This is a genomic window from Synechococcus sp. WH 5701 (genome assembly GCF_000153045.1).
Lineage (GTDB): Bacteria > Cyanobacteriota > Cyanobacteriia > PCC-6307 > Cyanobiaceae > Regnicoccus_A > Regnicoccus_A antarcticus.
The window spans coordinates 1,756,301-1,780,530 of the sequence record NZ_CH724159.1; the positions used below are offsets into that span (position 1 = coordinate 1,756,301).

The window sequence follows — 24,230 nt, forward strand, 5'->3', positions numbered from 1 at the left end:
GGGCGCCTCAGTTCCCCATCAGGTCGTTGGCGGGTTCATCCCGGACCGGCAGCCCCGAGCGCAGCAGGGCCGTGTTGCTCACCACTACCTTGTCGCCCTGCTTGAGGCCATCGAGCAGCGGATAGACATCGCCCTGAAGTTTGCCAACCTTCACGGCCGTCTGTACCACGATCGGTGTTCCACCGGGCAAGGAAAGGATCTTGCTCTTCATCTCCTCCGGTACCTGTGTCGACTCCCGGATCTTCGGAGCCACCTCCGAGAGCGGATAGATCTTGTACACAAACGGTTGGGACGCTTGCATCAGCACAGCCTGCACCGGCAGAGCCAGCTGACGCTTCTCCTCGGTGATGATGAGGTTGGTCACCTTCTGACCGGGCTTGAGCTTGCCGGTGAGGTTGGGGAATTCGGCCTTCACCAGCACAGTGTTCGGAGAGCTGCTGCTGGAGGCCGAGAGGGTTCGGTAGTAGGGGGAGATGAACACCACTTTGCCCTGACCCCGGAAGGGAGGAGTCTCCTGGGTGGTGAGCAGCACGGGCTGGCCCGTTTTCACCCTGTTGGCCACCGTGGCAGGCACATCCATGTTCGTCCACAGCAGGCTGTTGCTCACGATCCCGGTGATCGCCTGGCCAGTCTTGACGAAATCGCCCACCTTCACCGAGCTCAGATCGCCGATCTCCCCATCGAACGGTGCCCGGATGTAGCTGTACCCCAGGGTGGCCTTCGAGGCTCGGGCCTGATCGCGGCTCTGGATGGCCTGGGTGATGTAGAAATCGCGTTCCTTGGTGGACACGGCCCCCTGATCATTCAGGAAGATGTAGCGCTCGGCGTTGAGCAGATCCTTGCGGGCCTCCGCCTTACTGGCGTCGTACGCCGCCGTGGGCTGAACGTTGTCGAGCACGAACAGCACCTGGCCCTTGCGCACAAGGTCACCCTGGTTCACCTCGATCTTCACGACCCTGCCATCGGTTTCCGGCTTGAGGGTGACGCTGGTGCGGGACTCCAGCTCACTCACCACCTGAATGCCGGGGGTGAAGGTGGCCTCACCGAGCACCACAGTCTGTACCGCCGGTGGGGTGAAGGCCGCAGACTTCGGACGGGAGCATCCCACCATCGCCACCGCCAGCAGGAGGGAGAGGGGTGCCAGGCGTAACCGCATCGGGACAGGCTTGGCAGGAAGTATTTGGCGCAAACCTAAGTGAAGACCCCGAGGGCGTCGAGCGCCACCTGCAGGCTCCACGCAGAAAGTCCCCTTCAGGAGCTATTCCTGCGTCCAGCGCTTTTGCCTCGTGGCTGGCGATACGCCGGATCCGGATTAGTGACCTGCAGCTGACGCACGGTTTCGATCGCCATGCCCCCCAGTCCACCGAAGGAGGCCAGCAGGATCCGGAACCAGAAGACCGCGTAGGACGTCACCGAGACCGGCGTGTTGCGCACCACGGTCTGCAGAAACACGCTCACGGCCAGGCCGAGGCCAGCACCCACCAGCCCAGTGAGCACGATGCGCCGTCCATTGAGGGGCTGGGGCTCAGCGGCCATCAGGGCGAGGAAGCGGGAAGTTCAGGAGGGGTCGCCGCCCCAGTACTGCCCAGCTGCTTGATGACGACGTAGAAGACCGGCACCACGAACAGCGAAAGCACGGTGGCCACCATCAGGCCGCCGAACACCACGGTACCGAGGGAGGCCTGGCTGCGGGCACCGGCTCCATTGGCCAGCACCAGGGGCAGGAAGCCGAACAGGGAGGAGATGGCCGTCATCAGAATCGGCCGCAGGCGGGATTCGGCCGCCTCACGTGCGGCCTGGATGGCCGAGGCTCCTTCGGCCATGCGCTGATTGGCCAGATCCACGATCAGGATGCCGTTCTTGGCGGCCAGGCCGATCAGCATCACCAGACCGACCTGAGCGTAGATGTTGAGCACTTCGCCGCGTGCGGCCAGAAAGGCCAGAGCTCCCAGCATCGCGGTGGGAACCGTCATCAGGATGATCAGCGGGTCGACGTAGCTCTCGTACTGAGCGGCGAGAACCAGATACACCACAAGAATTCCGAAGGCGAAGATCACGACAGCCAGGGCCCCTGCCTTGACCTCCTCCCGGGAGAGGCCGGTCCAGTCGAAGTTGAGGCCATTGATCCCGAGCTGGGAGAAGGTGTCCTGCATGCCCTTGATCGCCTCTCCGGAGCTTCGACCCGGCGCCGGGGAGCCCTCAACCTTGATGGAGCGGAACAGATTGAAGTGAGGAATCACCGCTGGACCTGTGGCCGGCTCCACGGTGAACACCTCCGCCAGAGGCACCGGCTCACCAAGGCGATTGCTCACAAACAGGGCCTTCAGTTGCTCTGGCGTGGCCCGGAACGGAGCATCGGCCTGCACATAGACCCGGCGGATCTTGCCCTCCTGGAAGGTGTCGTTGATGTAGGCGCCGCCGAAGTAGAAGCTGAAGGTCTGCATCGCCTGGCCATAGTCCACATCGAGAGCGGCCAGCTGGTCGCGGTTCACACTCACCTTGAGCTGGGGGGATTCAGGCGTGAACTGGGTGAAGACCCGCTCGAAGATCCCCGTGGGCATGGCCTTGGCGATGAGCTGATTGGCACTGGTGAAGAAGTCGGGAAGGCTGAGGGCTCCACCGCTCTGATCCAGCAGCTGGAATTCGAACCCGCCGGAGGTGCCGTAGCCGGGAATGGCGGGCGGCTCGACCACGAAGATCCTGGCCCCGTCGATCGCCGCCATCTTGCGGTTCAGCCGCTCGACGATGGCGGCCATGTACTGGTCGGCATCGGGGCGATCGGCCCAGTTCCGTGTGCCGAAGAAAAAGAGACCCCTGTTGGGCGCATTTCCATCCAGGCTGAAACCACTGATCAGCAGGGCGTTGCTGATGTCCTTCTCGCTGCGCAGGATTTCGGCCACCTGTTTGTTGATGGCCCGGGTGTTCTGCTCTGAGACCCCATCGGGGGCCTGAACGAAGCCGATGGCATAACCCTGATCCTCGATCGGCACGAAACCCGAGGGGATGGAGGTGAAGGCCACACCGGTGAGGGCGATACCTCCCACCAGCACCCCCATGATCAGAATCCGGTGGCTGAGCACCCAGCCGAGGCCCTTCCGGTAGCCCCGCTCTCCGGAGGCGTAGAACCTGTTGAAGCGCGTAAAGATCGGTTCAAGGAAGAAGCCCAGGGCCAGACCGATCAAGGCGAAGATCACCACCGCCAGTGGCCGGGCCACTCCACCCAGCACCAGGCCAAGCACCGCCGCCGCCGCCGTGACCGGCAACCGCAGGGGGAGGCGCGTGATCAGCCCCAGCAGGTAGCCCATCAAAAGCCCCGCCACCAGGAAGCCGAGCACCACAAGGATGCCGCCGCCGCTCACGAGCACCCCATAGATGAAACCGATGGATGTGCCGGCGATGGCGTAGGTGCGCCGTCCCGGGGGATCACCTTCTCGGGCCAGCAGAAGGGCCGAGAGCATCGGCGAGAAGGTGAGCGCATTGAAGGTGGAGATCGCCACCGAAAAGATGATCGTGGCGGCGAACTGCTTGTAGATCGTGCCCGTGGCTCCTGGAAAGAAGAGCACCGGCAGAAACACCGCAAACAGCACCAGCGAGGTGGCGATCACGGCACCGAACAGCTCGTTCATCGTGCTCTTGGCTGCCTGCAAGGCCGTCATCCCTTGGGCCTTCTTCGAGGAGGTGTCCTCGATCACGGTGATGGCGTCATCCACCACCAGCCCCGTGGCCAGCACCAGGCCGAAGAGAGTGAGCTGGTTGAGCGAGAAACCGGCGACCTTCACGAACATGAATGTGCCCACCAGGGCCACCGGGATGGCGATGCCGGGCACCAGGGTGGCCTTCCAGTTCTGAAGGAACAGGAACAGAATCAGCACCACAAGGACCACGGCATCGCGCAGGGAGTTGGTGACTCCCTTGATCGAGGCATTGATGAAGTCGGTGACGTCGTAGATCTTCTCAATCTTGATCCCTGGAGGAATCGTGCTGCTGAACTCCTCCAGCACCTCCTGCACACCCCGGGACACTTCCAGAGCGTTGCTGCCGCTCAACTGATACACCAGCAGACCCACGGAGGGAACGGCCCGCAGATCAGTGGCATTGGAAACGTAGCTTTCAGCTCCCAGCTCCACACGACCCACATCCCGCAGCCGCACTAGACCGCCATCCCCGGTGCTGCGCAGGATCAGGTTGGAGAATTCCTCGGAGCTGCGCAACCTTCCCTGCAACTGCACCGTGAAGGTGAACTTCTGCCCCTTGGGGGCCGGTTCGCCTCCCACCTGCCCAGCCGGAACAAGTCGGCTTTGGCTGCGCAGAGCATTCACCACATCGGCAGAGCTGAGCCGATTGGCAGCCAGACGATCAGGATCGAGCCAGAGGCGAAAGGCGAGCGTTTGGCCGGCTATGGTGACATTTCCGACCCCCTTGACGCGCTTGATCTTGTCAAGCAGGGTCTGATCTAGCAGACCACTGATGAACTCCGTACTGTACGGCTTATTAGCGTCCTCACTGCCGAAGTTGTAAACAAGAAGGATGGAATTGGAGGCTTTATTCACCACAACACCTGATTGCCGCACTTCCTCCGGAAGCTGGGGTTGGGCCAGGGCTACCCGGTTCTGGACATTCACCTGATTGATGTCACCGTCGGTGCCACTGGCAAATGACACGGTGATGGAACTTGTGCCGGAGGCTGCACTGGAAGAGGTGATGAAATCCATGTTCTCCACCCCGTTGATCTGCTGCTCCAGCACATTGGTGACACCCTCCTCGACGGAAATCGCATCGGCACCGTTGTAGAGGGCATTCACCGTCACCGTGGGGGGTGCGATGTCGGGAAGATTTTCAACCGGCAGCAACGGAATCGAGATCAGACCACCGATCACGATCAGCAGACTGCAGACAACGGTCAGAACCGGACGGGTGATGAAGTTATCGGACGCAGACATCGACTGCTCCTACTTCAGCGTCACGGGAGTGCCGTGACGAAGGGTGAGCAGATTGGTGGTGATCACACGTTGACCGAGAGAAACACCACTCAAAACGGGATAGCGATTGTTCTGCAGGGAGCCGAGCTGAACCGGTAGCTGCAGGGCGAAGCTGGTGCCCGGGGGCAACTGGCGCAACTGATCCAGAGAAGCCTTGCCGGGGTTCTTCTCCAGATCCTGCAGGGTGCCGAGGGCGAACACGAAGCTCTGGCCAGCCGTCTGGGTGACGGCGGCGAAGGGCACCGAGGGCAGATCGGCCGCATCGAGCTGGACCCGGGTGCGCAAGCGCAGGCCGCTGCGCAGGGCGCCGGTGGGATTGTTGAATTCGGCCTTCACCAGCAAGGCCTGGTTGCCGGCATTGACGACCGGATCCACCGAGCTGACCACGCCGCGGGCCAGCACCCTCGGGGACTGAGGCTCCTGCAGAGTCACGGGCAAACCGGGCCTCACCCGAGCGGTCAGCACGCCGGGAACGTCGATGCGGGCGGTGAGGCGGTCGTTGCGCACCACCTTGGTGAAGGGATCCCCGGCACTGATCACATCGCCCACCTTCACCTGCAGATCACTGATCACCCCATCGCTGGGGGAGCGCAGGTCGCGAAAGGCCAGATCGGCCTCTCGGGCCCGCAGGGCCTCCCTCGACTGGACGAACTGGGCCCGAAACTGGTCGCGCTGCAGGGCGCTGGCGGCACCCTGGCGCACCAGGAACTCGAAGCGCTTGTAATTGAGCTCGTCCTTCTCCAGCTGGGCGCGCAGACTGGCCACATCGGCACGCACCTGCACCTGATCGAGCACCATCAGCAGTTGGCCCTGTCGCACCACATCGCCCTGACGCACCAGCAGGCGCTCGATGCGGCCGCCGGCCTGGGCCGCCAGCTCCACCACGCTGAGAGCCTCAAGGGTGCTGATCGTGTCGACGTCATCGCTGAAGCGGGCCTGAGCGACCGGTTCGGTCTTGACCTGGACCTGCCTGGGCGGCGGATTGGGGGGATCGCCGCAGCCACTGAGACCAGCCGCCAGCAGACTGATTGCGGCCGGGACCACCAGACAGGAACGCTTCACGCACGAGGACAAGAGTTGCCCGATTCTGCAGGCACGAGCCTCCAGCTGCAGCTTGTGAGGGTTGATCCCAGGATTGTCCTCATCCCGCCACACTCTTTTTGAGCGATCTGTTCAGCCATCAGGGGGAGATCCACCGCCGGGCGCTTGCCCCCCTCGCCGATCGCCTGCGCCCCCGTAGCCTCGAAGAGTTCGTCGGCCAGGCGGAGATCCTGGGCCCCGGGCGGCTGCTGCGGCGGGCGATCCGCGCCGATCGGGTGGGCAACCTGATCCTGCACGGCCCGCCGGGGGTGGGCAAGACCACCCTGGCGCGCATCATCGCCAGCAGCACGCGTGCCCATTTCACCAGCCTCAATGCGGTGTTGGCTGGGGTCAAGGACCTGCGGGTCGAGGTGGAGGCGGCACGTCAGCGGCTGGAGCGCCACGGCCTGCGCACCCTGCTGTTCATCGATGAGGTTCATCGCTTCAACGTGGCCCAGCAGGACGCCCTGCTGCCCTGGGTGGAGAACGGCACCGTGACCCTGATCGGCGCCACCACCGAGAACCCCTACTTCGAGGTCAACAAGGCCCTCGTGAGCCGCTCGCGGCTGTTCCGCCTGCAACCCCTCGAGCCCCGTGATCTGAGGGTGCTGCTGGAGCGGGCCCTCGCCGACGGGGAGCGCGGCTATGGCGGCCGGCCGGTGGAGCTGACCCCCGAGGCTGCCGATCACCTGCTGGATGTGGCCGGCGGTGACGCCCGCAGCCTGCTCAACGCCCTGGAGCTGGCGGTGGAGAGCAGCGCCGCCGATGCCAGCGGGGTGATCCGGATCGACCTGGAGATCGCCGAGCAATCGATCCAGCAGCGGGCCGTGCTCTACGACAAGCAGGGGGATGCCCATTTCGACACGATCAGCGCCTTCATCAAGTCGCTCAGGGGTTCCGACCCCGATGCCGCCCTGTTCTGGCTGGCGCGGATGGTGGAGGCCGGTGAGAATCCGCGCTTCATCTTCCGGCGCATGCTGATCTCCGCCGGGGAAGATATCGGTCTGGCCGATCCCCAGGCGATGGTGGTGGTGGAAGCCTGTGCGGCGGCCTTCGAGCGGGTGGGACTGCCGGAGGGGCTGTATCCCCTGGCCCAGGCCGCCCTCTACCTGGCGGGTGCCGAGAAGAGCAACAGCCTGCTGGGGTTCTTTGACGCCCTCAAGAGCGTGCGGGCCACCAACCGCCAGGAGGTGCCCTCCCACCTGCGCGACGCCAACCGCGATGGGGCGGCCTTCGGCGATGGGGTGGGCTATCGCTACCCCCATGCCTACGCCGAGCACTGGGTGGCCCAGACCTACCTCCCGGCCGCCCTGCAGGGGGAGGTGTTCTGGTTACCTGGTCGCCTCGGCTGGGAGGGGGGCCTGCAGGGCCGGCTGCAGCGGCGGCGTGCCGCCCTGCTGGCTGCCGCCGCCGAGAGCGCAGCCGACTCCGGCCCCCTGCTCAGCAGCGGACCCGACGACGCGGAGCTGGAGCGCTGGCTGCAGCGCCAGGCCGCCGCGGAGGGAGAGCGGCTCGATCAGCTGCGCCAGCGCTTCTGGCAGGGGGCCAACTGGCGGCGACAGGACCGGACACTGATCCTGGCGGCCAGGTCCCTGCTCTGGGCCCTGGATCCCCTGGAGAACTGCCCGGAGGGGGGCGTACTGATCACCGTTGATACCGCAGCGGATCAGGAGCGCCTGCAGGCCCAGTGCCAGCTGCTCGACAGCCTGCGCAGCCCGCGGCTGCAGCCTTTGGATCCGACCAGGCCTGGGAACCTGAGCAAAGCGATGGAACCCGGCGAGCGCTTTGAGTGGCTGGTGGGCCGCTCGCCCTTCCAGGGACTCGCGCCAGAGCTGTGGCAGCGGTGGCTGAAGGAACTCGATCAGCTGGCCAGCCCAAGGGCGCAGTGGCGCCTGCTGCTGAGTGGACCGCTGCTGGGTCCCGCCGGGGCGCTGGCGGAACTGCTGGCCAGGCCTGGCGCCTCAGAGACTGCTCTGGCTGACAAGACCCTGCTTGAGCTGCTGCAACGCGTCAGCTTCGAAGAGGACACCTGGCTGACAGCGCAGCCAACCCCGACCGAGCTGACGGGAGCCCTGGAAGCCATGAACTGGCAGGTGGAACAGGAGAGCTGGCAGGAGTCACTCACCCTGGACCTGAACGAGAGTGCCTACCAGCGCTGGTTCAGCCCCGGTGCGGCCTACCGAAACCGGCTGGAAACCGTGTTGAACCCCGTTGAGATCGCCACGGTGGAAGCAGGGTTCCGTGGTCAGCTCCGAGGGCAGCTTCCCCAGCGCCTGCTCCACCATCGCCTGATCGCCCACCGCAGATGATCCCGGCAGGCTGAGCCAGCCGGAGCGCACCCATAAAAAAACCCCGGCACTGCCGGGGTTCGCTGAAAGGGCTTCTGGCCTCAGCCAGTGGCCCGGTGTCACCAGAGGCCGCGGATGGGCTCGTTCTGGGGGGTGAAGACAGGAGCGGGAGCGGGAGCGGTACGCACTTCAGCCACGGGGTCCATCATCTGGTTGGCCTGAATGCAGGCCGGCAGGAAGACGTACCAGGAGAGCAGGGAGGTGCACTGGGCTTCTCCCTGGCACTTGCCTTCGGCGCAGATGTTCTGCTTGCCGTCGTAAGTGCCGCAGGTGTCAGCCAGACGGAAGTCGGTGGGCAGGGCGGCCATGATGCCGGCCGAGGAGATGGAACCATCGGCGGCGTCGGCGATGATCGCGCCACGCAGACCCTGAACGGCGTAGGTCGACATCGACCAGTAGGGGAAGTAGCTGCGGGTCTGGTTCTTGAGGAACTTGACACCGGCGTCGGAATAGAGGAAGCGGGTCACGCCCACCACATCGACGCTGTAGCTCTTGGCCAGACCGGTGCGCAGTTCGCTGGCAGTCCAGCCGGAGCGAGAGATCCCGCCGGCGAGACCGCGATCGGTCACATCACCGTCTTCGATGAACGTTTTGAAGGCATCCAGGTTGGTGGACCACACGGCACCGCCGGTGTTCCAACGAACAGGGAGATCATTGTCCACAGCTGCCGAAGCGGGCAGGGCTGTGGCTGAGAAAGCGGCTCCAGCAAGGAGGCCAGCGGCAAGACGCTTCAGCACGGGAAGGCGAAGGAACATCTCTTTCAACTTAGTCAGCTGAGTTGCACTTGCCAACATCTTGAAAGTGAATGGAGACAGACCTTGGGCTGGCCCACCCCCTTTGAGCCCTCAGCTGGTGGGGCGAAGGCGCTTGGGGCTCCCGAGAGTCCGCCATCCCGGCGGGCAACCGAGGCGGTCGGACTGAAAAGAGAAGGCTCCCGGCGTGCCCTCTCCGCGGCAGACCACCCCTCGCGGCACACTTTCGATGGCCTCCACCCGCGCCACATAGGTCTCCTTGCCCGTTCGGGGGATGAGCCTGAGCTGGGCGCTCTGGTCCTCCACCTTCAGTTCAGCCTTCATGTCCTGGGGGGCTTCGATGCCCAGCACATCGAGGTAGCCGCTGAAGCCACCCCAGAAGTAACGGGTGATCTGGGCCCCCACGAAGCGGTTGAGCAGCAGCGCCGCCTGCTGACGCTGATCCAACAGGGCCTCCTGGGCTTCGAGATCGGCCAGCACAACGGCCGCCGAAGTTCCCGGGCGGCTGGCCAGGGGCGGCTGCAGGGTGAGCTGGACCAGACCGGCGACGCCGATCAGCGCCAGCAGGGTGGAGAGGCCGAGGCGAAGGGCGAGGGCCATCAGGCTTCGGGAGGACGTCTGACCCTACCGGCGACCTAGGGTCAACCCTGGCAATCGTCGAACCATGACGCTGCAGATCGGAGATCCGGCCCCCACCTTCACCCTTCCCGACCAGAACGGCACATCCGTTTCGCTGGCCGACCTGCGTGGAACGCGAGTCGTTCTTTACTTTTATCCCAAGGACGACACCCCAGGCTGCACCAAGGAAGCCTGCGGATTCCGCGATCAGTGGGCCAGCTTCGAGCAGCACGGCATCAAGGTGCTGGGCATCAGCAAGGACGAAGCCGGCAGCCACACCAAGTTCATCGCGAAGTACCAGCTGCCCTTCACCCTGCTCAGTGATCCCGAGCCCTGTGAGGTGGCCGCGGCCTACGACAGCTATGGGCTGAAGAAGTTCATGGGCCGTGAGTACATGGGCATGATGCGCCACACCTTCGTGGTCGACCCGGAGGGGAAGCTGGAGCTCATCTACTGGAAGGTCAAGGCCGAGGAGATGGCCCAGCAGATCCTCTCGGATCTGGGTCTGAACTGAGTGCCACCAGCGCCTCCAGCGCCAGCTCCGGTGCCAGCTTGAAGGGCACCTGCTCCCGACGCAGCAGCGGGGCGAGACTCGGGGCGTCGCCGCCGGTGAGCCAGAGCGCGGTGGGCTCCAGCGGTTGCAGGTCGCGCCAGGCCTGGGCCACTGCAGCCGCCAGGCCCAGCAGGCACCCCACCCGCATGGCCTGCTCCGTCTCGATCGGCCAGGGGTCGATCGCCTCGGCGAGACGATCCAACCCCTCAGGTCCGGGCACCAGCAGCGGCAGCAGCTCCGTGGCCCGCCCCAGGCAGCTCAGCTGGGTGCTCACTCCGGGCTGCAGCCTCCCCCCTGCGAAGGCGCCCGTCGCCCCGATCCGGGTGAGGCTGAGCGCCGTGCCCGCATCGGCCACCAGCACAGCCCCTCTCCCCAGCCGGCCCTGGCGCTGCCAGGCCTGCCAGCCCACCAGAGCACGATCGATGCCCAACCAGGGCGGCAGCTGCTGCAGGGGCACCTGCTCGAGCTGCAGGCGCCGGCCCTCCATCGGCGCGAGCTGACAGGTGTTTTCTCTGCCCTGAAAGGGCACCGGGCCCACGGCCGCCCAGGCCCGCAGCCGCTCCCACGGCAGCAGGGCGGGATCAGGAGGTGGCGGGCTGTGGCTGAAACGCAGGACCGGGGATCCTGGGTCGGAGGCCGCCTCCGCCAACGCCTCAACCCAGTGCCAGCGGCTGTTGCCGATCAGCAACCAGAGGTCGCCGGCTCCCACGGCTCAGATGCCCTCGCCCATCACTCCCGGCAGATGGATGCCGCATTCCTGCTTCAGCCCCCCGAAGCGGCTGGCGCGGCCGTCACCATCGTCAGGTCGGCTGGAATGCCAGTCGCCCACGCTGGAGTAGCCCTGCTCGAACAGCGGGTGCTGGGGCAGGGCATGGCTCTCCATGTAATAGAAGACCTGGCGAGGCCCCCAGGAGAGCAGGGGTCGAAGCGACCAGCGCCCGCGCACCCCATCGAGGGGGGCCATGGCGCCGCGGTGATCGGTCTGGCCACCGCGCACCCCACTGGCCCAGCAATGCACACCCAGCTCCTGGAAGAGCCGATCCAGGGGCTCCACCTTGCGCAGGCGGTGGTAAGTCTGAAGGTCTTCCACCCCACCGGTTTCCCAGAGGCGGCCGTAGAGCGCCTCCATCCGGGCCGGGGAGAGATCCGCCTGCGCCACCTTGAGATTCAGATTGAGGGCGGTGCAGAGCCTGTCGGCATAGAGGTAGGTCTCGCTGGGCAGGTAGCCCGTGTCCACCCAGAGCACGGGGATCCTCTCGCTGAGGCGGCTGGCCATGTGCAGCAGCACCGCCGACTGGATCCCGAAACTGGTGGTGAGCGCGAACCCCTCGCCGAAGGTTTCGTAACCCCAGGCCAGTTGCCCAGCGGCATCAAGGGGCTCCAGAAGGCGCAGGGCCGGTTCCGGCTCGACAGTCCGGCCCAGCCGATCCGTCGGCAACGGGGTCGTGGTGAGGCTGATCATGGCCTCCATCATCTCCTCCGGGGCAACACCGCTGGTTAGGGTTTGATCAACCCCAGACGGCAAGGCCTTTCGCCCATGGAGGAGCCCAGCAGGAGCCCGGCCAACACGCCCCCACAGGCGTCCGGCCCCATCAGGCCGGTGCTGATTGCCGGCGGCGGCTTCGGCGGTCTGTACACCGCCCTGGCCCTGGCTTCCCAGCGCCATCACCCGCCGATTCTGCTGGTGGAGCCTCAGCAGCGGTTCCTGTTCCTGCCCCTGCTTTACGAGCTGCTCTCGGAGGAATTGCGCGGCTGGGAAGTGGCCCCCCGCTACGACACCCTGCTGGCCAGCCGGGGAGTGGCCTGGCTGCAGGACCGGATCAGCCGCATCGATGCCAGCGCCGGCTGTGTCTACACCGAGCAGGGTCGGCAGCTGGCCTATTCGCGCCTGGTGATCGCCACCGGCAGCCGCGGCACCAGCTACGGCATTCCCGGGGTGGAGGAGTTGGCCATCCCCTTCCGCAGCCTTGCCGACGTGGAGCATCTGCAGGAGCTGGTTCAGCACCTGCGCAGCCACCCCAGGCCCCTGCAGCGGCTGGCGCTGGTGGGAGCCGGACCGAGCGGGGTGGAGCTGGCCTGCAAGCTGGCCGATCTGCTCCAGGGCAGCACCGTGATCGAACTGATCGAGCAGGGCACCGATCTGCTGCCCCAGGCCCGGGCCTTCAACCGCGAGCAGGCCCGCTCGGCGCTGCTGCGCCGCGACATCCGCCTGCGCACCCACACCCGGGTGCTGGCCCTGGAGCCTGGCCGTCTGGAGTTGAGCCTCACGGCGGGGGGGGAGGGCAGCAGCCGCGAAACACTGCCGGTGGATGGCGTGATCTGGACCGCTGGGGTGACGGTGGCCCCGCCCCCGATCGAGCCTGCCGCCAGCCTCGATGACCGGGGCCGCCTGCTCTGCGAATCGACCCTTGAGCTGAAGCAGACCCCCGGAGTGTTTGCGATCGGTGATGTGGCCCACGTCGCTGATGCCGATGGGGCGCCCCTGGCGGCCACGGCCCAGGTGGCCTTCCAGCAGGCTGACTGCCTGGCGGAGAACCTGCTGCGCTCGCTCGAGGGTGAGTCGTTGCAGCCGTTCCGTTGGAAGGATCTGGGCGAGATGATCAGCCTGGGCATCGGAGAGGCCAGCCTCACAGGCCTGGGCCTGACCCTGGCGGGACCCGCCGCCTACCGGATCCGTCAGCTCACCTACCTCTCAAGACTTCCGGGCCTGCCGCACCAGCTCAGGGTGGCAGCGGGCTGGTTGAGCGATCTCGGCCGCCCCCTGAACGTGCCTCGATGAGGGAGTCCCTGAACCCGGGAGCACCCGCCGCGCTGCTGCTGGATGCCATGGGCACGTTGATCGGCCTGCGCCGCTCAGTGGGTCACACCTATGCGGATGTGGCCCGGCGGCACGGGGTGATCGCGGAGCCGGAAGCGATCGATCAGGCTTTTCCCGCTGTGCTGCGCCAGGCTCCGCCACTGGCCTTCCCCGGCCTGGAGGGCCCGGAACTGCTGTCGGCCGAGCAGCAATGGTGGCACCAGCGCATCGAGGACACGTTGCGCTCAACCGGCGGCAACCTGGGAGAGCTTGAACTTCCCCCACAGCTGGCTCTCGAGCTGTTCGAGCGCTTTGCCGAGCCGGATCTCTGGCGGGTGTATCCCGATGTGATCGGCCCCATCGGCCGCTGGCACGGGGCTGGCCTGCGCCTGGCGGTGGTGAGCAACTTCGACCAGCGCCTGCACGGGCTACTTGAAGCCCTCGGCCTGGCGCAGCTTCTGGAGCTGGTGGTGGTCTCGAGTGCGGCCGGTGCGGCCAAACCCAGCCCGAAGCCCTTCGAGCTGGCCCTCGAAGGCCTGGAACTCCGGCCCGAGCAGGTCTGGCATGTGGGCGACAGCCCGGAGGATTTGGCGGGTGCCAGGGCAGCCGGAATCACCTGCCTGCTGATCCGGCGCCATTGAAACAGTCCGTCCTCGCCGGCCGTGTCACAGGGCTGCGGCCCGCCCAGAAACGGCGGTTGGAGCGCCTGGCCCAGCGGCGCCACCCGGAGCAAGGGGGCGCCGACCTGCTGGGGCTGCAGCGGCTGGCGGCCGAGGCCCGGGAGCTGGAGCTGCCCCTCAGCCTGGTGGTGGATGGCCGCGGCCTCTGCCGCTTGCTGTGGGTAGGTCCCCTGGAGCAATCGGGCCGGTTGATCGAGCGCCTGCCTGGCTCTGAGCGGCGTCAGGGCCAGGATCTACGGCTGCTCAGCTGCATCGGCCGTGGTCAGTCGCTGGAGCCCGTTGGCAGCGACGCCCTGGTGGGCATGGACCTGCAGCCCCTGTTCTGGCTGCGCTTCAGCGACCGTGCCCGCTCCGGTGGACGCTGGCCCGCCGCCGTCTACGGGCTCAGCCGCGATGAAGCCCAGCCTTGGACCTGCCGGCTGGAAGGCGAGCTCGCCGACCTCTGTGATCCTGGTATCAACCCCGCCGAGGCCAGCGAGCTGGAAGCGGCCGGGGCGATCAACCAGACCCGGCAGGGGCCGGAGCAGGTGATGCTGCTGGCTCTGGTCAGCGGCGAGGAGAGCGAGAGCCAGCGCGACATCGCCGAGCTCGAAGGGCTGGTGCGCAGCGCCGGTGGTCTGCCGGTGGGGGTGGTGCGCCAGAAGCGCCAGCAGGCCGCCCCCCACACCCTCTGGGGCGAAGGAAAGCTGCGCGAAGCGGCGCTGGAGGCCCGCCGGCTCGGGGCCACCCTGGTGGTGACCGACCGTGAACTGACGCCGGTACAGGCCCGCAACCTGGAGCGCCTGCTGGACCTGCCGGTGAGCGACCGCAGCGAGCTGATCCTCGACATTTTCGCCCAGCGGGCCGCCAGCAGCGCCGGGCGCCTGCAGGTGGAACTGGCCCAGCTGCGCTATCGCCTGCCTCGGCTGAGCGGACGGGGCCTCAGCCTCTCGCGCCAGGGGGGCGGCATCGGTACTCGCGGACCGGGCGAGACCCAGCTGGAGAAGGACCGCCGCGCCATTGCCCGCCGGATCGAGCGGCTGCAGCGCGACGTGGAGCGGCTGGGGGAGCACCGGGCTCGCCTGCGTCAGGGCCGAGGTGGGCTGAAGCGGTTGGCCCTGGTGGGATACACCAATGCGGGCAAGAGCTCACTGCTCAACGCCCTGACCCAGCCAGTGGCCGGGGAGGAGGTCCTGGCGGAGAACAAGCTGTTCGCCACCCTCGATCCCACCACACGCCGGCTGGATCTGCCCGATGGCAGCGGAGCGGTGCGGCGCCTGTTGCTCACAGACACGGTGGGGTTCATTCGCGAATTGCCGCCGCCGCTGGTGGAAGCCTTCCGCTCCACCCTGGAGGAAACCCTCGAGGCCGACGGGTTGCTGATCGTGGTGGATCTGGCCGATCCGGCCTGGCCCGTGCAGCTCAGAACGGTTCACACCATCCTCGATTCCCTCGGCAGCCATGCCCCCCGCCGCCTGGTGGCCAATCAGATCGATCGCTGCCCCGCCACCGCCCTGGAGCAGGCCCGCTCATTCGACGCCGACGTGGTGTTCATTTCCGCAACGGCAGGACTGGGATTGCAGCACCTGCGCGACATGCTGCAAGATTGGCCACAATCCACGTAGGGATTGCGTCCATGGACGACCTGCTTCAGGCCGCCCTCCAGCCCCAGGCCCTGATCACCCTGCTGGTGCTGGCCCTGGCGATTGTGCTGTTCATCAGCGGCTGGCTCGCTCCCGAGCTCACTGGTCTGCTGGCGGCCAGCCTGTTGATGGCCACCGGTGTGCTCAAGCCAGCCGAGGCCGTGGAGGGCTTCGGCAGCACGGCCCTGGTCACCCTGATGGGCCTGTTTGCCCTCTCGGCCGGCCTGTTCCGCTCCGGGGCCCTCGACCGCCTGCGGGCCCTGATCGGCTCCAATGCGGTGCGCAGCCCCAAACGGATGATCACCCTGATGGTGGCTGTGGTGGGCCCTGTCTCAGGCTTCATCCCCAACACCCCGATCGTGGCCACTCTGCTGCCCGTGATCGAGGGCTGGTGCCACCGGCACCGGATCGCCCCTTCGAAGGTGTTGCTGCCGCTCTCCTTCGCCACGGTGCTGGGGGGCACCCTCACGCTGCTGGGCAGTTCGGTGAACCTGCTGGCCAGCGATGTCAGCAAAAAGCTTGGCTACGGCGAGTTCGACCTGTTCAGCTTCACCGGCATCGGCCTGGGAGTGTGGCTGGTGGGCGGAGCCATGATGGTGGTGCTGGCCGACCGCTTCCTGCCCAATCGTGGGGTCGACGAGGACGACCTGATGGGCGGGATGGCCCGCAGCGGTTACCTCACCGAGGTCCTGATCCCCAGGAACTCGGAACTGCTGGGCCGATCGCTGCACGACAGCCGCCTGCAGCGGCGCTTCGATCTCGACGTGCTGGAGCTGCACCGCGCCAGCGAGCGCTTTCTGCCCCCCCTGGCGGACATGCCACTGGTTGAACACGACCGCCTGCTGCTGAGGTGCGGTCGCGAGGATCTGCTGCGCCTGCAGCAGGAGCGGATGGTCACGCTGGCGCCGGCAAAGCTCGAAGACGGCGAGATCGAGGCCGTCGACGCGGCCAGTCAACGCACCGTGGAGGTGCTGCTGCCCGCAGGCTCCACCCTGGCCGGTGAATCCCTGCGGGATCTGCGCTTCCGCCAGCGCTACAACGCCACGGTGCTCGCCCTGCGCCGCGGCAACGAAGTGCTGCGCGAACGGCTGGGCCGAATCGTGCTGCGCGATGGCGACGTGGTGCTGCTGCAGGCGCCCCGCGATGCGATCCGCGGCCTGCAAGCCAACAACGACCTGGTGGTGCTCGAGCAGCTGGAAAAAGACCTCCCCACGGCCAGCCGCAAGGGGGTCGCCATGGTGATCGCCCTGCTAGCGATCCTGCTGCCCACCTTCAAACTGCTGCCGCTGGTGGCTTCGGTGCTGCTGGGAACGGTGGCCATGGTGGCCAGTGGCTGCCTGCGGCCAGGCGACCTGCAGCGCTCGATCCGGCTGGATGTGATCCTGCTGCTGGGCTCGCTGGCGAGCTTCAGCGTGGCCCTGGAGAAAACCGGCCTGGCGGAGGCCATCGCCAAGGCGATGCTGCTGATGGTGAAGGGATGGCCTGTGTTCTGGGCGCTGGTGATGGTGTTCCTGTTCACCACCCTGCTCACCGAGGTGATGAGCAATGCCGCCACGGTGGCGCTGGTGATCCCGATCGCGGCCCAGCTGGCCCAGGGCCTGGGGCAGCAGCCCATGGGCTTCATCTTCACCGTGCTCTTCGGCGCCAGCCAGAGCTTCCTCAGCCCCGTGGGCTACCAGACCAACCTGATGGTCTTCGGCCCCGGCCGCTACCGCTTCCTCGATGTGGCCCGCTACGGCCTACCACTCACCCTGACCATGACCCTGCTGGTCCCCTGGCTGATCTGCAGGCAGTTCGGGATCTAGCCCCCTCGATGCCTAACGTGGCTCAGGCCCGGGATGCGGCCGCGGAAGGACGCCCCTTCCCGCCACGCCCCCTTTCCTCTCTCCCAACACGCTTTTTTCCATGACGCTGCAACTCGGCGACACCGTTCCCGATTTCACCCAGGACTCCCAGCTGGGTCCGATCAACCTCTACGACTTCGCCGGCGACAGCTGGGTGGTGCTCTTCTCTCACCCCGCCGACTACACCCCGGTGTGCACCACCGAACTCGGCGAGGTGTCACGCCTGCGCCCCGAATGGGAGAAGCGCAACGTCAAAACGATTGCCCTGAGCGTGGATTCCGCTGAAAGCCACAAGGGCTGGATCGGTGACATCAACGAAACCCAGAGCACCACGGTCGACTACCCGATCCTGGCCGACGCCGACAAGTCGGTGAGCGATCTCTACGGGATGATCCATCCGAACGCCCTCAACAACCTGACGGTGCGCTCGGTCTTCATCATCGATCCGAACAAGAAGCTGCGCCTGCAGATCACCTACCCCGCCAGCACCGGCCGCAACTTCGACGAGATCCTGCGGGTGATCGATTCCCTGCAGCTCACCGACCACCACCAGGTGGCTACCCCGGTGAACTGGAAAGACGGCGAAGACTGCGTGGTGGTTCCCTCGATCGCCACCGAAGACGCCCGCGTCAAGTTCCCCAAGGGTGTCACCGAGATCAAGCCCTACCTGCGCATGACCCCCCAGCCCAACAAGTGAGAAACCAGCCAGCCTGATCGGCGACGGCCCATCGGCTGGTTTTCCCTGCCGGTTCACTCCCGCCTGCGGCGGGATTTTTTTTGCCCGGTGGGTGCGGGTCACAGAATGGCCGCGCAAGCGGATGAGCCTCGATGACCAACTGGTGGCGCTGGCAGGGAGCCGGAACGGCCGCACCGGACAGTTTCGCGGTGATCGGCGTGGGGCGTTTCGGCACAGCTGTCTGCAAGGAACTGGTGCGCTGCGGCGCCGAGGTGCTGGCGATCGACAGGGACCAGCGCGCCATCGATGCCTTGCGCCAGGTCGATCCGGCCATCGAGGCCCGAGCCCTCGACTGCACCGATGAAGAGGCTCTGCGGGAGGCGGGCGTTCTCGATCTCAACACTGTGGTGGTGGGCATCAGCGAACCGATCGCCGCCAGCATCACCGCCACCTTGATCGTCAAGGACAGCGAGGGCAGCCGGGTGAAGCAGGTGATCGCCAGGGCCACCAGCGATCTGCACGAGAAGATGCTGCGCCGGGTTGGGGCCGACAAGGTGGTCTTTCCCTCACGCATGCAGGGGGAGCAGCTGGCCCGTCAGCTGGTGCGCCCCAACCTGCTGGATCGCCTCAGGCTCGACGATCGCAACAGCATCGAGGAGATCAAGGTGCCTCAGGCCTTCATCGGCCGCTCCCTGCGCGATCTGAACCTGCGCAAGAACTATGAGGTGAGCGTTCTGGCGGCCGGCCCCGAGAACCGGCTCTCGGTCAACCCCCCAGCCTCCCACGTGCTCAGCGAGGGGGATCTGCTGGTGGTGATGGGAACCGTTCAGGCGCTCGAAGGCCTGCCCCAGTTGTGATGATCCCGGGGCGGCCCAGCCTTGTGCTCGGACTGATGAGCGGTACCAGCGCCGATGGGGTGGACGCGGTGCTGGCCAGCTTCCAGCCCCCCCTGGCGCGTCCCCGCTGGCGTGTGCTCCACCACTGCTTCTATCCGTACCCAAGCGATCTGCGGGCCCAGCTGATCGCGGTGGGGCAGGGTCAGCCATTGGCGGCGGCTGCACTGCTGGATCTGGCCGAAGCTGTGAGCGAAGCCCAGGCCGAGTGCGCCCGCCGCTGCGATCCAGGCGGCCGTGCCGAGCTCGTGGGCTGCCATGGCCAGACCATCTGGCACCGGGCACCACAGGAGGGCCGGCGCGGCGCCAGCTGGCAGCTGCTGCAGGGGCCGCTGCTGGCCCAGTTGCTGAAGCGGCCGGTGGTATTCGATCTGCGCGCCCACGACCTGGCCCTGGGGGGGCATGGTGCCCCTCTGGTGCCCGCAGCCGATGCGGCCCTGCTGGAGCCGATCGGGGGCTGGCGCGCCGTGCTCAACCTCGGAGGGATCGCCAACCTCACCCTGTTGCCGCCAGCCCAGGGGCCCGAGCGCCAGCAGCCAGTGCGCGGCTGGGACTGCGGCCCGGCCAACAGCCTGATCGACCTGGCGGTGAACCGCTTCAGCCAGGGCAGCCTCAGCTACGACAAGGGCGGCGCCTGGGCCAGCCGGGGCGTGGTGCAGGAGGAGTTGATCCAGTCGTGGTTGCAGGAGCCCTTCTTTCAGCTGCCGCCACCGAAGTCCACCGGCCGGGAAGATTTCGGCCTGCCGGATCTGGAGCGGCGTCTCCATGATCTGGAGCAGCGGGCGGCCGCCGCTGGAGCCCACCTGGAGCCCGCGGATGCCCTGGCCACCCTCACGGCCTTCAGCGCGGCGGTGGTGGCGGCCGATCTTCGCCATGGGCCAAGGCCACTGGAGCTGGTGGTGGCCGGAGGCGGAGCCCGCAACGCGATGCTGATGGATCAGCTCAGGCGCCGCTGCCGGGGGCTGTGGGTGCGGCCGCTGGCGGAGCTGGGCCTCGACGAGGCCGCCCGTGAGGCCCTCGGCTTTGCCCTGTTCGCCTGGTGGCATCAGCATGGACATGCCGGCTGCCTGCCCTCGGTGACCGGGGCTCGCCTGGCGGCGGTGATGGGGGTCAGGGCTGATCCAACCCTTTAGCCCGAGGGGAGCGACTCAGGCGCTGGAGCGGGGCAGACGCAGACGCCGCGGCAGCCCCCGCAGCCGTCGGGGCTGGCTGCGCTCCTGACGTTCCAGCACCTCGCGGAAGCGCTCGGTCGGCCTGCCGGGACCGCTGGAGCGCTCGCCCATCACCGGGGGACGCTGAGCCGTGGCCAACTCGAGGCTGTCGAGCCCCCTCTGGATCAGCACCTTGGCCATGTTGCTCACGGTTCGCGATTCCGCTTCGGCCGCCGCGCTGAGGCGGTCGCAGAGCTCCTCCGGCAGCACCACCTGAATGCGGGGGGACTTGGGGCGGCCGCTCGTGGACGTCTGGCGAGTGGCCACAGCGGAACAGATCCCACGCGTTACACACCAGTGTACAGAGATCCCATCGGATAGTATCCGGCACTAGGATTGAAGCGCTCCGAGCACGAGCCATGCCCAACAGCGCGCTCACGTCGGCGGCGGGACAGCCCCCGAAGCCACGTCGCACCAAGGAGCGTCAGGCCTCCCCTGGGACCCCCAGCGCTCGCGGGGCCGGCTCCAGCGACGTCGAGGTTTCAGCGGTGATCAGCACCTACCTGCTCACCCATCTTCATCACGTGCTGCAGCGCGCCGAGTTCAACGCCCTGCAGGAGGGTCGCCAGCCCCTGGCCGCCAACTACGCCCAGCTGCGCCAGTTGCTCTGCCTGGAGGCCCGCAGCCTGGAGAGCGGCGCCAGCGGCGGTGAACCAGGCAAATCGGTGGAGCCGCCTCAGGCCGCCTGAAGGCTCCTCTGGCCTTTCCCCTGGCTTGGCCGCACCAGGCCACCGGTTCAGCGGCAGCATGCCAAGACAAGAACGAGGGGCCATCCGCTCAGGCCATCAGGCGGGCTTCTTGTTCGCTCTTCTGGTCCTGTCCTGGCGCTGGGCTCTCACGGCGTCTCTACCGGCGGACCTTCGGCCGTGGGGTGGTTTCGGTTCGTGGTGAGCTCTTTGGCCATCGATCCAACAACAGCCAACAAAAACTGGCCCCGCACTGGTGGCCCGCCATAGGGTGCCATTCAGAACGCTCAGGACGCGAGCAAGCCCGTGACCATGACCGAGCATCCCCCCGAACCCGCACTGGCCGCCAACACCGCCGCGCTCTACGAGCGGATCCAGGGAGATGAGGCCCTGACCCAAGCGCTGTTCCGCCAGGCCTTGCAGGATCCCAAAGGCACGATCGAGCGCATCATCGCCATGGGAGCCCAATTCGATCTCCCCGTCACCGAAGCGTCGGTTCGGCAGCATCTGGCCTCCCTTGACGATCTGGAAAGCAAGCAGTGGCTGATCAAAGCCCGTGGTGGGCTCTGAGTCCGGGGCACCGGGCAGGCTCCTCTGTCAGGGGAGTTTCCGGGCCCCCGTGCGCGACGGCTCAGCGGGAACGGGCTGACTCTCGCGAGGGGCCTGGCGCAGCTCACGCCCACCCTGGGCCCAGCTGAAGAACAGCCAGTAGCTCACGATCGCCAGTCCGGCGGCCACCACGAGCGCCGCCAGCTGCTCCAGACGTTTCACCATCGCAGGCGGTCCCTGGGGGATGGACTGCAGTCTGGCCCGCAGCCGATCGAACCCAGGTCTTGGCCATTGATCGGCCCGAGCGGAGATGATGACGTTTCACAGCCGATCCGCCCAAACCGTGCTCCGTCTGGAACGTGTCTCGAAGATCTATCCCAATGGCGAGGTGCTCCGGGATGTCACCTGGGAGGTCAAGGCCGGGGACCGGGTCGGTCTGGTGGGGGTCAACGGCGCCGGTAAATCCACCCAGCTGCGGCTGATCGCGGGCCTGGAGGAACCCAGCACGGGCCAGGTGGTGCGCCAGGGGAATCCCCGCATCGCCTACCTGCGCCAGGAGTTCGACGTGGATCTGGAGCGCAGCGTGCGCGAGGAGCTCTTCCAGGCCTTCGGCGAGGCGGCCGATGTGCTGATCCGCCAGCACCGGGTGGAGCACGAGATGGCCAGTGATCAGGCGGCCACCGATCCCCACCACCTCGACGAGTTGATCCATGAACTGGGCCAGCTGCACAGCCGCTTCGAAGCGCTGCACGGCTATGAGCTCGATGCCCGCATCGACAAACTCCTGCCCACCCTCGGCTTCACTCCCGAAGGGGCCGAGGAGCCGGTGGGGGCCTATTCCGGCGGCTGGCAGATGCGCATCGCCCTGGGCAAGATCCTGCTGCAGGACCCGGATCTGCTGCTGCTGGATGAGCCCACGAACCACCTGGATGTCGAGACGATCCAGTGGCTGGAGGGGTATCTGCTCGAGCAGGAGGTGCCCATGGTGGTGGTCAGCCACGACCGCGCCTTCCTCGATCGGGTCTGCAACCTGATCGTCGAAACGGAGCGGGGGATCTCACGCACCTACCTCGGCAACTACAGCCAGCACCTGGAGCAGAAGGCCCTGGAGCGGGAAGCCAGCCAGGCCGCCTTCGAGCGCCAGCAGAAGGAACTGGCCAGCCAGCAGGCCTACATCGACCGCTTCCGCGCCAGCGCCACCCGCAGCACCCAGGCCAAGAGCCGCGAGAAGCTGCTGGAGAAGGTGGAACGGATCGAGGCCCCGCTCGAGGGACTCTCAGGCCCCCGCTTCCAGTTCCCGCCGGCCCCCCGCTCGGGGCGCCAGGTGGCGGTGATCGACGACCTCACCCACAGCTACGGCGAAAAGATCCTCTTTCTGGGTGCCCATCTGGAGGTGGAGCGGGGTGATCGCATCGCCTTCGTCGGTCCGAACGGGGCGGGTAAATCCACCTTGCTGCGTCTTGTGATGGGACTGGAAACCCCCGACGGGGGCCAGGCCGGCCTGGGGGAGCACAACGTGGTGGCGGGCTACTTCGAGCAGAACCAGGCCGAAGCCCTCAATCTCGAGCGCAGCGTCGTCGACACCCTGTTCGAGGCCGTGCCCGACTGGACCCAGACCCAGGTGCGCTCGCTGCTGGGCAATTTCGGCTTCAGCAACGACGACGTGTTCAAGGAGGTGGGCCAGCTCAGCGGCGGCGAGAAGGCCCGCCTGGCGCTGGCGTTGATGCTCCTGACCCCGTGCAACCTTCTGGTGCTGGACGAACCCACCAACCACCTCGACATTCCCGCCAAGCAGATGCTGGAGTCGGCCTTGCAGGGCTACGAAGGGGCCGCGCTGATCGTCTCCCACGACCGCTACTTCATCTCCCAGGTGGCCAACCGCATCGTGGAGTTGCGCGACGGCGAACTGGTGCTCTACAGGGGCGACTACGCCTATTACCTGGAGAAAAAAGCCGAAGAGGCCGAAGCCCAAAGGCTCGCCCAGCAGGAACGGGTGAAACAGGCCCGCCAGGAGGCCAACCGGCAGAAACAGAAGGACAAGACCCAGTCACGCCGCGCCCGCGCCGGCAGCTGAACGGCAAAGCGCGGCCTTCAGCCTTGAATCAACTGAATCTCTAAAGCAAGCACAAACAACTTCATCCTTCAGTAGGCAAAAAGACTCAACTGTCTGGACCCGCCGGAATGATCTCCATATCCTGACCTTATCCCCATTCCCAGGTCCGGCGCATGACCCATTCCTTCGGCCACCCCCCTGCCAGCCAAGGCGGATCAGGCTCCCACCAACCCGCTCTGGGCATGGCCGTGATCGCCACCGCCACCAGCCTCGGCCACGACGAAGGCGGTGATTCGGTGGAGAGCTACTTCGAGTGCATCACCACCTGCTCCCTTGACGACGGCGAGTGCATCACCCAGTGCGTGGAGCAGCTCCGGGAGCACCACTGAGCCCCCTCCAGCGCCAGCCCAAACGCCTCGACGCCATGGGCAGATGCTGACAAAAAATCGGTAACTCTGTGCCGGTCGCTACGCGAGCACCCGAAACACTTCGTAGCATTGGCGTGGCTTCACTGCCCCGTCGCGATGTCTCGTATGTCCGAACCGCTCGCCCTCAGCCTTGGTCAAAAGTTTGAGCTGGAGCGCATGACCCGCATGATCGATTCCACTGGGGATCCCCAGTCGTTGCGTGGTCTGGCCAAGCAACTGCTGCAGGCCTGGCACACCCAGAAAGCCGCCACGGAATGGATCATGCGCCAGCAGCTGGGAACCCCCAGCCAGTTCGGAGGCCTGGCGAGGTCTGCAGCTGTCCCATCCCGTGAGAGCTCCTCCCAGCCAAACGTCAACGGTTCGATGGATGTCCTCTGAACCAGGGATCAGCGCTGATCCCATCCAGAGGGGAGCCCATGGTTGCCATGGTGCTCTCCTCGTCTGCATGGATCATCACTTCG

At 66.5% G+C, this 24,230-nt stretch carries 24 protein-coding genes; 14 read left to right on the forward strand and 10 right to left on the reverse strand.

The features are described from left to right. Positions 1-7: 7 nt before the first annotated feature. The 4 genes from WH5701_RS09900 to WH5701_RS09915 all read right to left on the reverse strand — a co-directional run bounded on the left by WH5701_RS09900 (position 8) and on the right by WH5701_RS09915 (position 6,041). On the reverse strand, positions 8-1,156 hold the full coding sequence (locus tag WH5701_RS09900) for an efflux RND transporter periplasmic adaptor subunit (protein ID WP_006172132.1): 1,149 nt from the start codon (positions 1,154-1,156) through the stop codon (positions 8-10). 95 nt (positions 1,157-1,251) lie between these two features. Beyond that, the gene (locus WH5701_RS09905; protein WP_006172135.1) at positions 1,252-1,536 is read right to left on the reverse strand and encodes a hypothetical protein; all 285 of its coding nucleotides are present in this window, start codon (positions 1,534-1,536) and stop codon (positions 1,252-1,254) included. Continuing rightward, entirely contained in the window at positions 1,536-4,940 is a 3,405-nt protein-coding gene (locus WH5701_RS09910; RefSeq protein WP_006172137.1) for an efflux RND transporter permease subunit, read from the reverse strand. The genes WH5701_RS09905 and WH5701_RS09910 overlap by 1 nt, the downstream gene beginning before the upstream one ends. A 9-nt stretch (positions 4,941-4,949) precedes the next feature. After that, complete coding sequence (locus WH5701_RS09915; protein ID WP_232201823.1) at positions 4,950-6,041, reverse strand: efflux RND transporter periplasmic adaptor subunit; 1,092 nt, start codon at positions 6,039-6,041, stop codon at positions 4,950-4,952. A gap of 98 nt (positions 6,042-6,139) precedes the next feature. Between WH5701_RS09915 and WH5701_RS09920 the strand changes: the two genes are divergently transcribed. Next, positions 6,140-8,368 carry an AAA family ATPase gene (locus WH5701_RS09920; protein WP_006172140.1) on the forward strand — a complete coding sequence of 743 codons (2,229 nt, stop codon included), beginning with the start codon at positions 6,140-6,142 and terminating at the stop codon, positions 8,366-8,368. 98 nt (positions 8,369-8,466) lie between these two features. Here the strand turns inward: WH5701_RS09920 and WH5701_RS09925 are convergent, their stop codons facing one another. Together WH5701_RS09925 and WH5701_RS09930 are read right to left on the reverse strand one after the other, a co-directional pair. After that, positions 8,467-9,162 (reverse strand): alpha/beta hydrolase, encoded by a 696-nt coding sequence (locus tag WH5701_RS09925; RefSeq protein ID WP_006172142.1) that lies wholly within the window; start codon positions 9,160-9,162, stop codon positions 8,467-8,469. A 90-nt stretch (positions 9,163-9,252) separates the two neighbouring features. Continuing rightward, positions 9,253-9,759: a hypothetical protein gene (locus tag WH5701_RS09930; protein WP_006172144.1), complete on the reverse strand. Its 507-nt coding sequence runs from the start codon at positions 9,757-9,759 to the stop codon at positions 9,253-9,255. A 64-nt stretch (positions 9,760-9,823) separates the two neighbouring features. On the opposite strand from WH5701_RS09930, the gene bcp reads away from it, so the two are divergent. Further along, positions 9,824-10,291, forward strand: a complete 468-nt coding sequence (bcp, locus tag WH5701_RS09935) for a thioredoxin-dependent thiol peroxidase (protein WP_006172146.1) — start codon at positions 9,824-9,826, stop codon at positions 10,289-10,291. Here the strand turns inward: bcp and WH5701_RS09940 are convergent. Both WH5701_RS09940 and WH5701_RS09945 read right to left on the reverse strand, forming a co-directional pair. Continuing rightward, positions 10,239-11,039 carry a type III pantothenate kinase gene (locus tag WH5701_RS09940; protein WP_006172147.1) on the reverse strand — a complete coding sequence of 267 codons (801 nt, stop codon included), beginning with the start codon at positions 11,037-11,039 and terminating at the stop codon, positions 10,239-10,241. The genes bcp and WH5701_RS09940 overlap by 53 nt on opposite strands. A gap of 3 nt (positions 11,040-11,042) precedes the next feature. Then, a complete protein-coding gene (locus WH5701_RS09945; protein WP_006172149.1) occupies positions 11,043-11,804 on the reverse strand; it encodes a phosphoadenylyl-sulfate reductase in 762 nt (253 codons plus the stop codon). Between the two features lie 63 nt (positions 11,805-11,867). On the opposite strand from WH5701_RS09945, the gene WH5701_RS09950 reads away from it, so the two are divergent. The 7 genes from WH5701_RS09950 to WH5701_RS09980 all read left to right on the forward strand — a co-directional run bounded on the left by WH5701_RS09950 (position 11,868) and on the right by WH5701_RS09980 (position 19,975). Further along, positions 11,868-13,109 (forward strand): NAD(P)/FAD-dependent oxidoreductase, encoded by a 1,242-nt coding sequence (locus tag WH5701_RS09950; protein ID WP_006172151.1) that lies wholly within the window; start codon positions 11,868-11,870, stop codon positions 13,107-13,109. Then, positions 13,106-13,768 carry an HAD-IA family hydrolase gene (locus tag WH5701_RS09955; protein WP_006172153.1) on the forward strand — a complete coding sequence of 221 codons (663 nt, stop codon included), beginning with the start codon at positions 13,106-13,108 and terminating at the stop codon, positions 13,766-13,768. The genes WH5701_RS09950 and WH5701_RS09955 overlap by 4 nt, the downstream gene beginning before the upstream one ends. Next, the gene (hflX, locus tag WH5701_RS09960) at positions 13,765-15,411 is read left to right on the forward strand and encodes a GTPase HflX (RefSeq protein WP_006172155.1); all 1,647 of its coding nucleotides are present in this window, start codon (positions 13,765-13,767) and stop codon (positions 15,409-15,411) included. Before WH5701_RS09955 ends, hflX begins: the two co-directional genes overlap by 4 nt. An 11-nt stretch (positions 15,412-15,422) precedes the next feature. Beyond that, a complete protein-coding gene (locus WH5701_RS09965; RefSeq protein ID WP_006172156.1) occupies positions 15,423-17,234 on the forward strand; it encodes an SLC13 family permease in 1,812 nt (603 codons plus the stop codon). Between the two features lie 100 nt (positions 17,235-17,334). After that, positions 17,335-17,970, forward strand: a complete 636-nt coding sequence (locus WH5701_RS09970; RefSeq protein ID WP_006172158.1) for a peroxiredoxin — start codon at positions 17,335-17,337, stop codon at positions 17,968-17,970. 131 nt (positions 17,971-18,101) lie between these two features. Further along, positions 18,102-18,806, forward strand: coding sequence for a TrkA family potassium uptake protein (locus tag WH5701_RS09975; RefSeq protein ID WP_006172159.1), 705 nt, complete (start codon positions 18,102-18,104; stop codon positions 18,804-18,806). Further along, complete coding sequence (locus tag WH5701_RS09980) at positions 18,806-19,975, forward strand: anhydro-N-acetylmuramic acid kinase (RefSeq protein ID WP_006172161.1); 1,170 nt, start codon at positions 18,806-18,808, stop codon at positions 19,973-19,975. The genes WH5701_RS09975 and WH5701_RS09980 overlap by 1 nt, the downstream gene beginning before the upstream one ends. Positions 19,976-19,990: 15 nt before the next feature. Here the strand turns inward: WH5701_RS09980 and WH5701_RS09985 are convergent, their stop codons facing one another. Further along, positions 19,991-20,320, reverse strand: a complete 330-nt coding sequence (locus tag WH5701_RS09985) for a hypothetical protein (RefSeq protein ID WP_006172162.1) — start codon at positions 20,318-20,320, stop codon at positions 19,991-19,993. 92 nt (positions 20,321-20,412) lie between these two features. On the opposite strand from WH5701_RS09985, the gene WH5701_RS09990 reads away from it, so the two are divergent. Then, complete coding sequence (locus WH5701_RS09990; RefSeq protein WP_006172163.1) at positions 20,413-20,742, forward strand: hypothetical protein; 330 nt, start codon at positions 20,413-20,415, stop codon at positions 20,740-20,742. A gap of 309 nt (positions 20,743-21,051) precedes the next feature. Continuing rightward, the gene (locus tag WH5701_RS09995; protein WP_006172164.1) at positions 21,052-21,309 is read left to right on the forward strand and encodes a hypothetical protein; all 258 of its coding nucleotides are present in this window, start codon (positions 21,052-21,054) and stop codon (positions 21,307-21,309) included. Between the two features lie 27 nt (positions 21,310-21,336). On the opposite strand, the gene WH5701_RS17675 is transcribed toward WH5701_RS09995, so the two are convergent. Continuing rightward, a complete protein-coding gene (locus WH5701_RS17675; protein ID WP_006172166.1) occupies positions 21,337-21,513 on the reverse strand; it encodes a hypothetical protein in 177 nt (58 codons plus the stop codon). 85 nt (positions 21,514-21,598) lie between these two features. Here WH5701_RS17675 and WH5701_RS10000 point away from each other — a divergent pair, with 85 nt between their 5' ends. From WH5701_RS10000 to WH5701_RS10010, 3 genes are all read left to right on the forward strand, one after another. Next, complete coding sequence (locus WH5701_RS10000; RefSeq protein ID WP_006172168.1) at positions 21,599-23,362, forward strand: ATP-binding cassette domain-containing protein; 1,764 nt, start codon at positions 21,599-21,601, stop codon at positions 23,360-23,362. Between the two features lie 152 nt (positions 23,363-23,514). Further along, positions 23,515-23,730 carry a hypothetical protein gene (locus WH5701_RS10005; RefSeq protein ID WP_006172170.1) on the forward strand — a complete coding sequence of 72 codons (216 nt, stop codon included), beginning with the start codon at positions 23,515-23,517 and terminating at the stop codon, positions 23,728-23,730. 144 nt (positions 23,731-23,874) lie between these two features. Beyond that, the gene (locus WH5701_RS10010; RefSeq protein WP_006172172.1) at positions 23,875-24,147 is read left to right on the forward strand and encodes a hypothetical protein; all 273 of its coding nucleotides are present in this window, start codon (positions 23,875-23,877) and stop codon (positions 24,145-24,147) included. Positions 24,148-24,230 lie beyond the last annotated feature (83 nt).

What these genes read in the sequence shown, in the direction of transcription:
- WH5701_RS09900 (WP_006172132.1), bottom strand. Translation starts at nt 1,156, where the DNA reads ATGCGGTTACGCCTGGCACCCCTCTCCCTCCTGCTGGCGGTGGCGATG.
- WH5701_RS09905 (WP_006172135.1), bottom strand. Translation starts at nt 1,536, where the DNA reads ATGGCCGCTGAGCCCCAGCCCCTCAATGGACGGCGCATCGTGCTCACT.
- WH5701_RS09910 (WP_006172137.1), bottom strand. Translation starts at nt 4,940, where the DNA reads ATGTCTGCGTCCGATAACTTCATCACCCGTCCGGTTCTGACCGTTGTC.
- WH5701_RS09925 (WP_006172142.1), bottom strand. Translation starts at nt 9,162, where the DNA reads ATGTTCCTTCGCCTTCCCGTGCTGAAGCGTCTTGCCGCTGGCCTCCTT.
- WH5701_RS09930 (WP_006172144.1), bottom strand. Translation starts at nt 9,759, where the DNA reads ATGGCCCTCGCCCTTCGCCTCGGCCTCTCCACCCTGCTGGCGCTGATC.
- bcp (WP_006172146.1), top strand. Translation starts at nt 9,824, where the DNA reads ATGACGCTGCAGATCGGAGATCCGGCCCCCACCTTCACCCTTCCCGAC.
- WH5701_RS09945 (WP_006172149.1), bottom strand. Translation starts at nt 11,804, where the DNA reads ATGATGGAGGCCATGATCAGCCTCACCACGACCCCGTTGCCGACGGAT.
- WH5701_RS09950 (WP_006172151.1), top strand. Translation starts at nt 11,868, where the DNA reads ATGGAGGAGCCCAGCAGGAGCCCGGCCAACACGCCCCCACAGGCGTCC.
- WH5701_RS09955 (WP_006172153.1), top strand. Translation starts at nt 13,106, where the DNA reads ATGAGGGAGTCCCTGAACCCGGGAGCACCCGCCGCGCTGCTGCTGGAT.
- WH5701_RS09965 (WP_006172156.1), top strand. Translation starts at nt 15,423, where the DNA reads ATGGACGACCTGCTTCAGGCCGCCCTCCAGCCCCAGGCCCTGATCACC.
- WH5701_RS09970 (WP_006172158.1), top strand. Translation starts at nt 17,335, where the DNA reads ATGACGCTGCAACTCGGCGACACCGTTCCCGATTTCACCCAGGACTCC.
- WH5701_RS09975 (WP_006172159.1), top strand. Translation starts at nt 18,102, where the DNA reads ATGACCAACTGGTGGCGCTGGCAGGGAGCCGGAACGGCCGCACCGGAC.
- WH5701_RS09980 (WP_006172161.1), top strand. Translation starts at nt 18,806, where the DNA reads ATGATCCCGGGGCGGCCCAGCCTTGTGCTCGGACTGATGAGCGGTACC.
- WH5701_RS09990 (WP_006172163.1), top strand. Translation starts at nt 20,413, where the DNA reads ATGCCCAACAGCGCGCTCACGTCGGCGGCGGGACAGCCCCCGAAGCCA.
- WH5701_RS09995 (WP_006172164.1), top strand. Translation starts at nt 21,052, where the DNA reads ATGACCGAGCATCCCCCCGAACCCGCACTGGCCGCCAACACCGCCGCG.
- WH5701_RS17675 (WP_006172166.1), bottom strand. Translation starts at nt 21,513, where the DNA reads ATGGTGAAACGTCTGGAGCAGCTGGCGGCGCTCGTGGTGGCCGCCGGA.
- WH5701_RS10000 (WP_006172168.1), top strand. Translation starts at nt 21,599, where the DNA reads ATGATGACGTTTCACAGCCGATCCGCCCAAACCGTGCTCCGTCTGGAA.
- WH5701_RS10005 (WP_006172170.1), top strand. Translation starts at nt 23,515, where the DNA reads ATGACCCATTCCTTCGGCCACCCCCCTGCCAGCCAAGGCGGATCAGGC.
- WH5701_RS10010 (WP_006172172.1), top strand. Translation starts at nt 23,875, where the DNA reads ATGTCCGAACCGCTCGCCCTCAGCCTTGGTCAAAAGTTTGAGCTGGAG.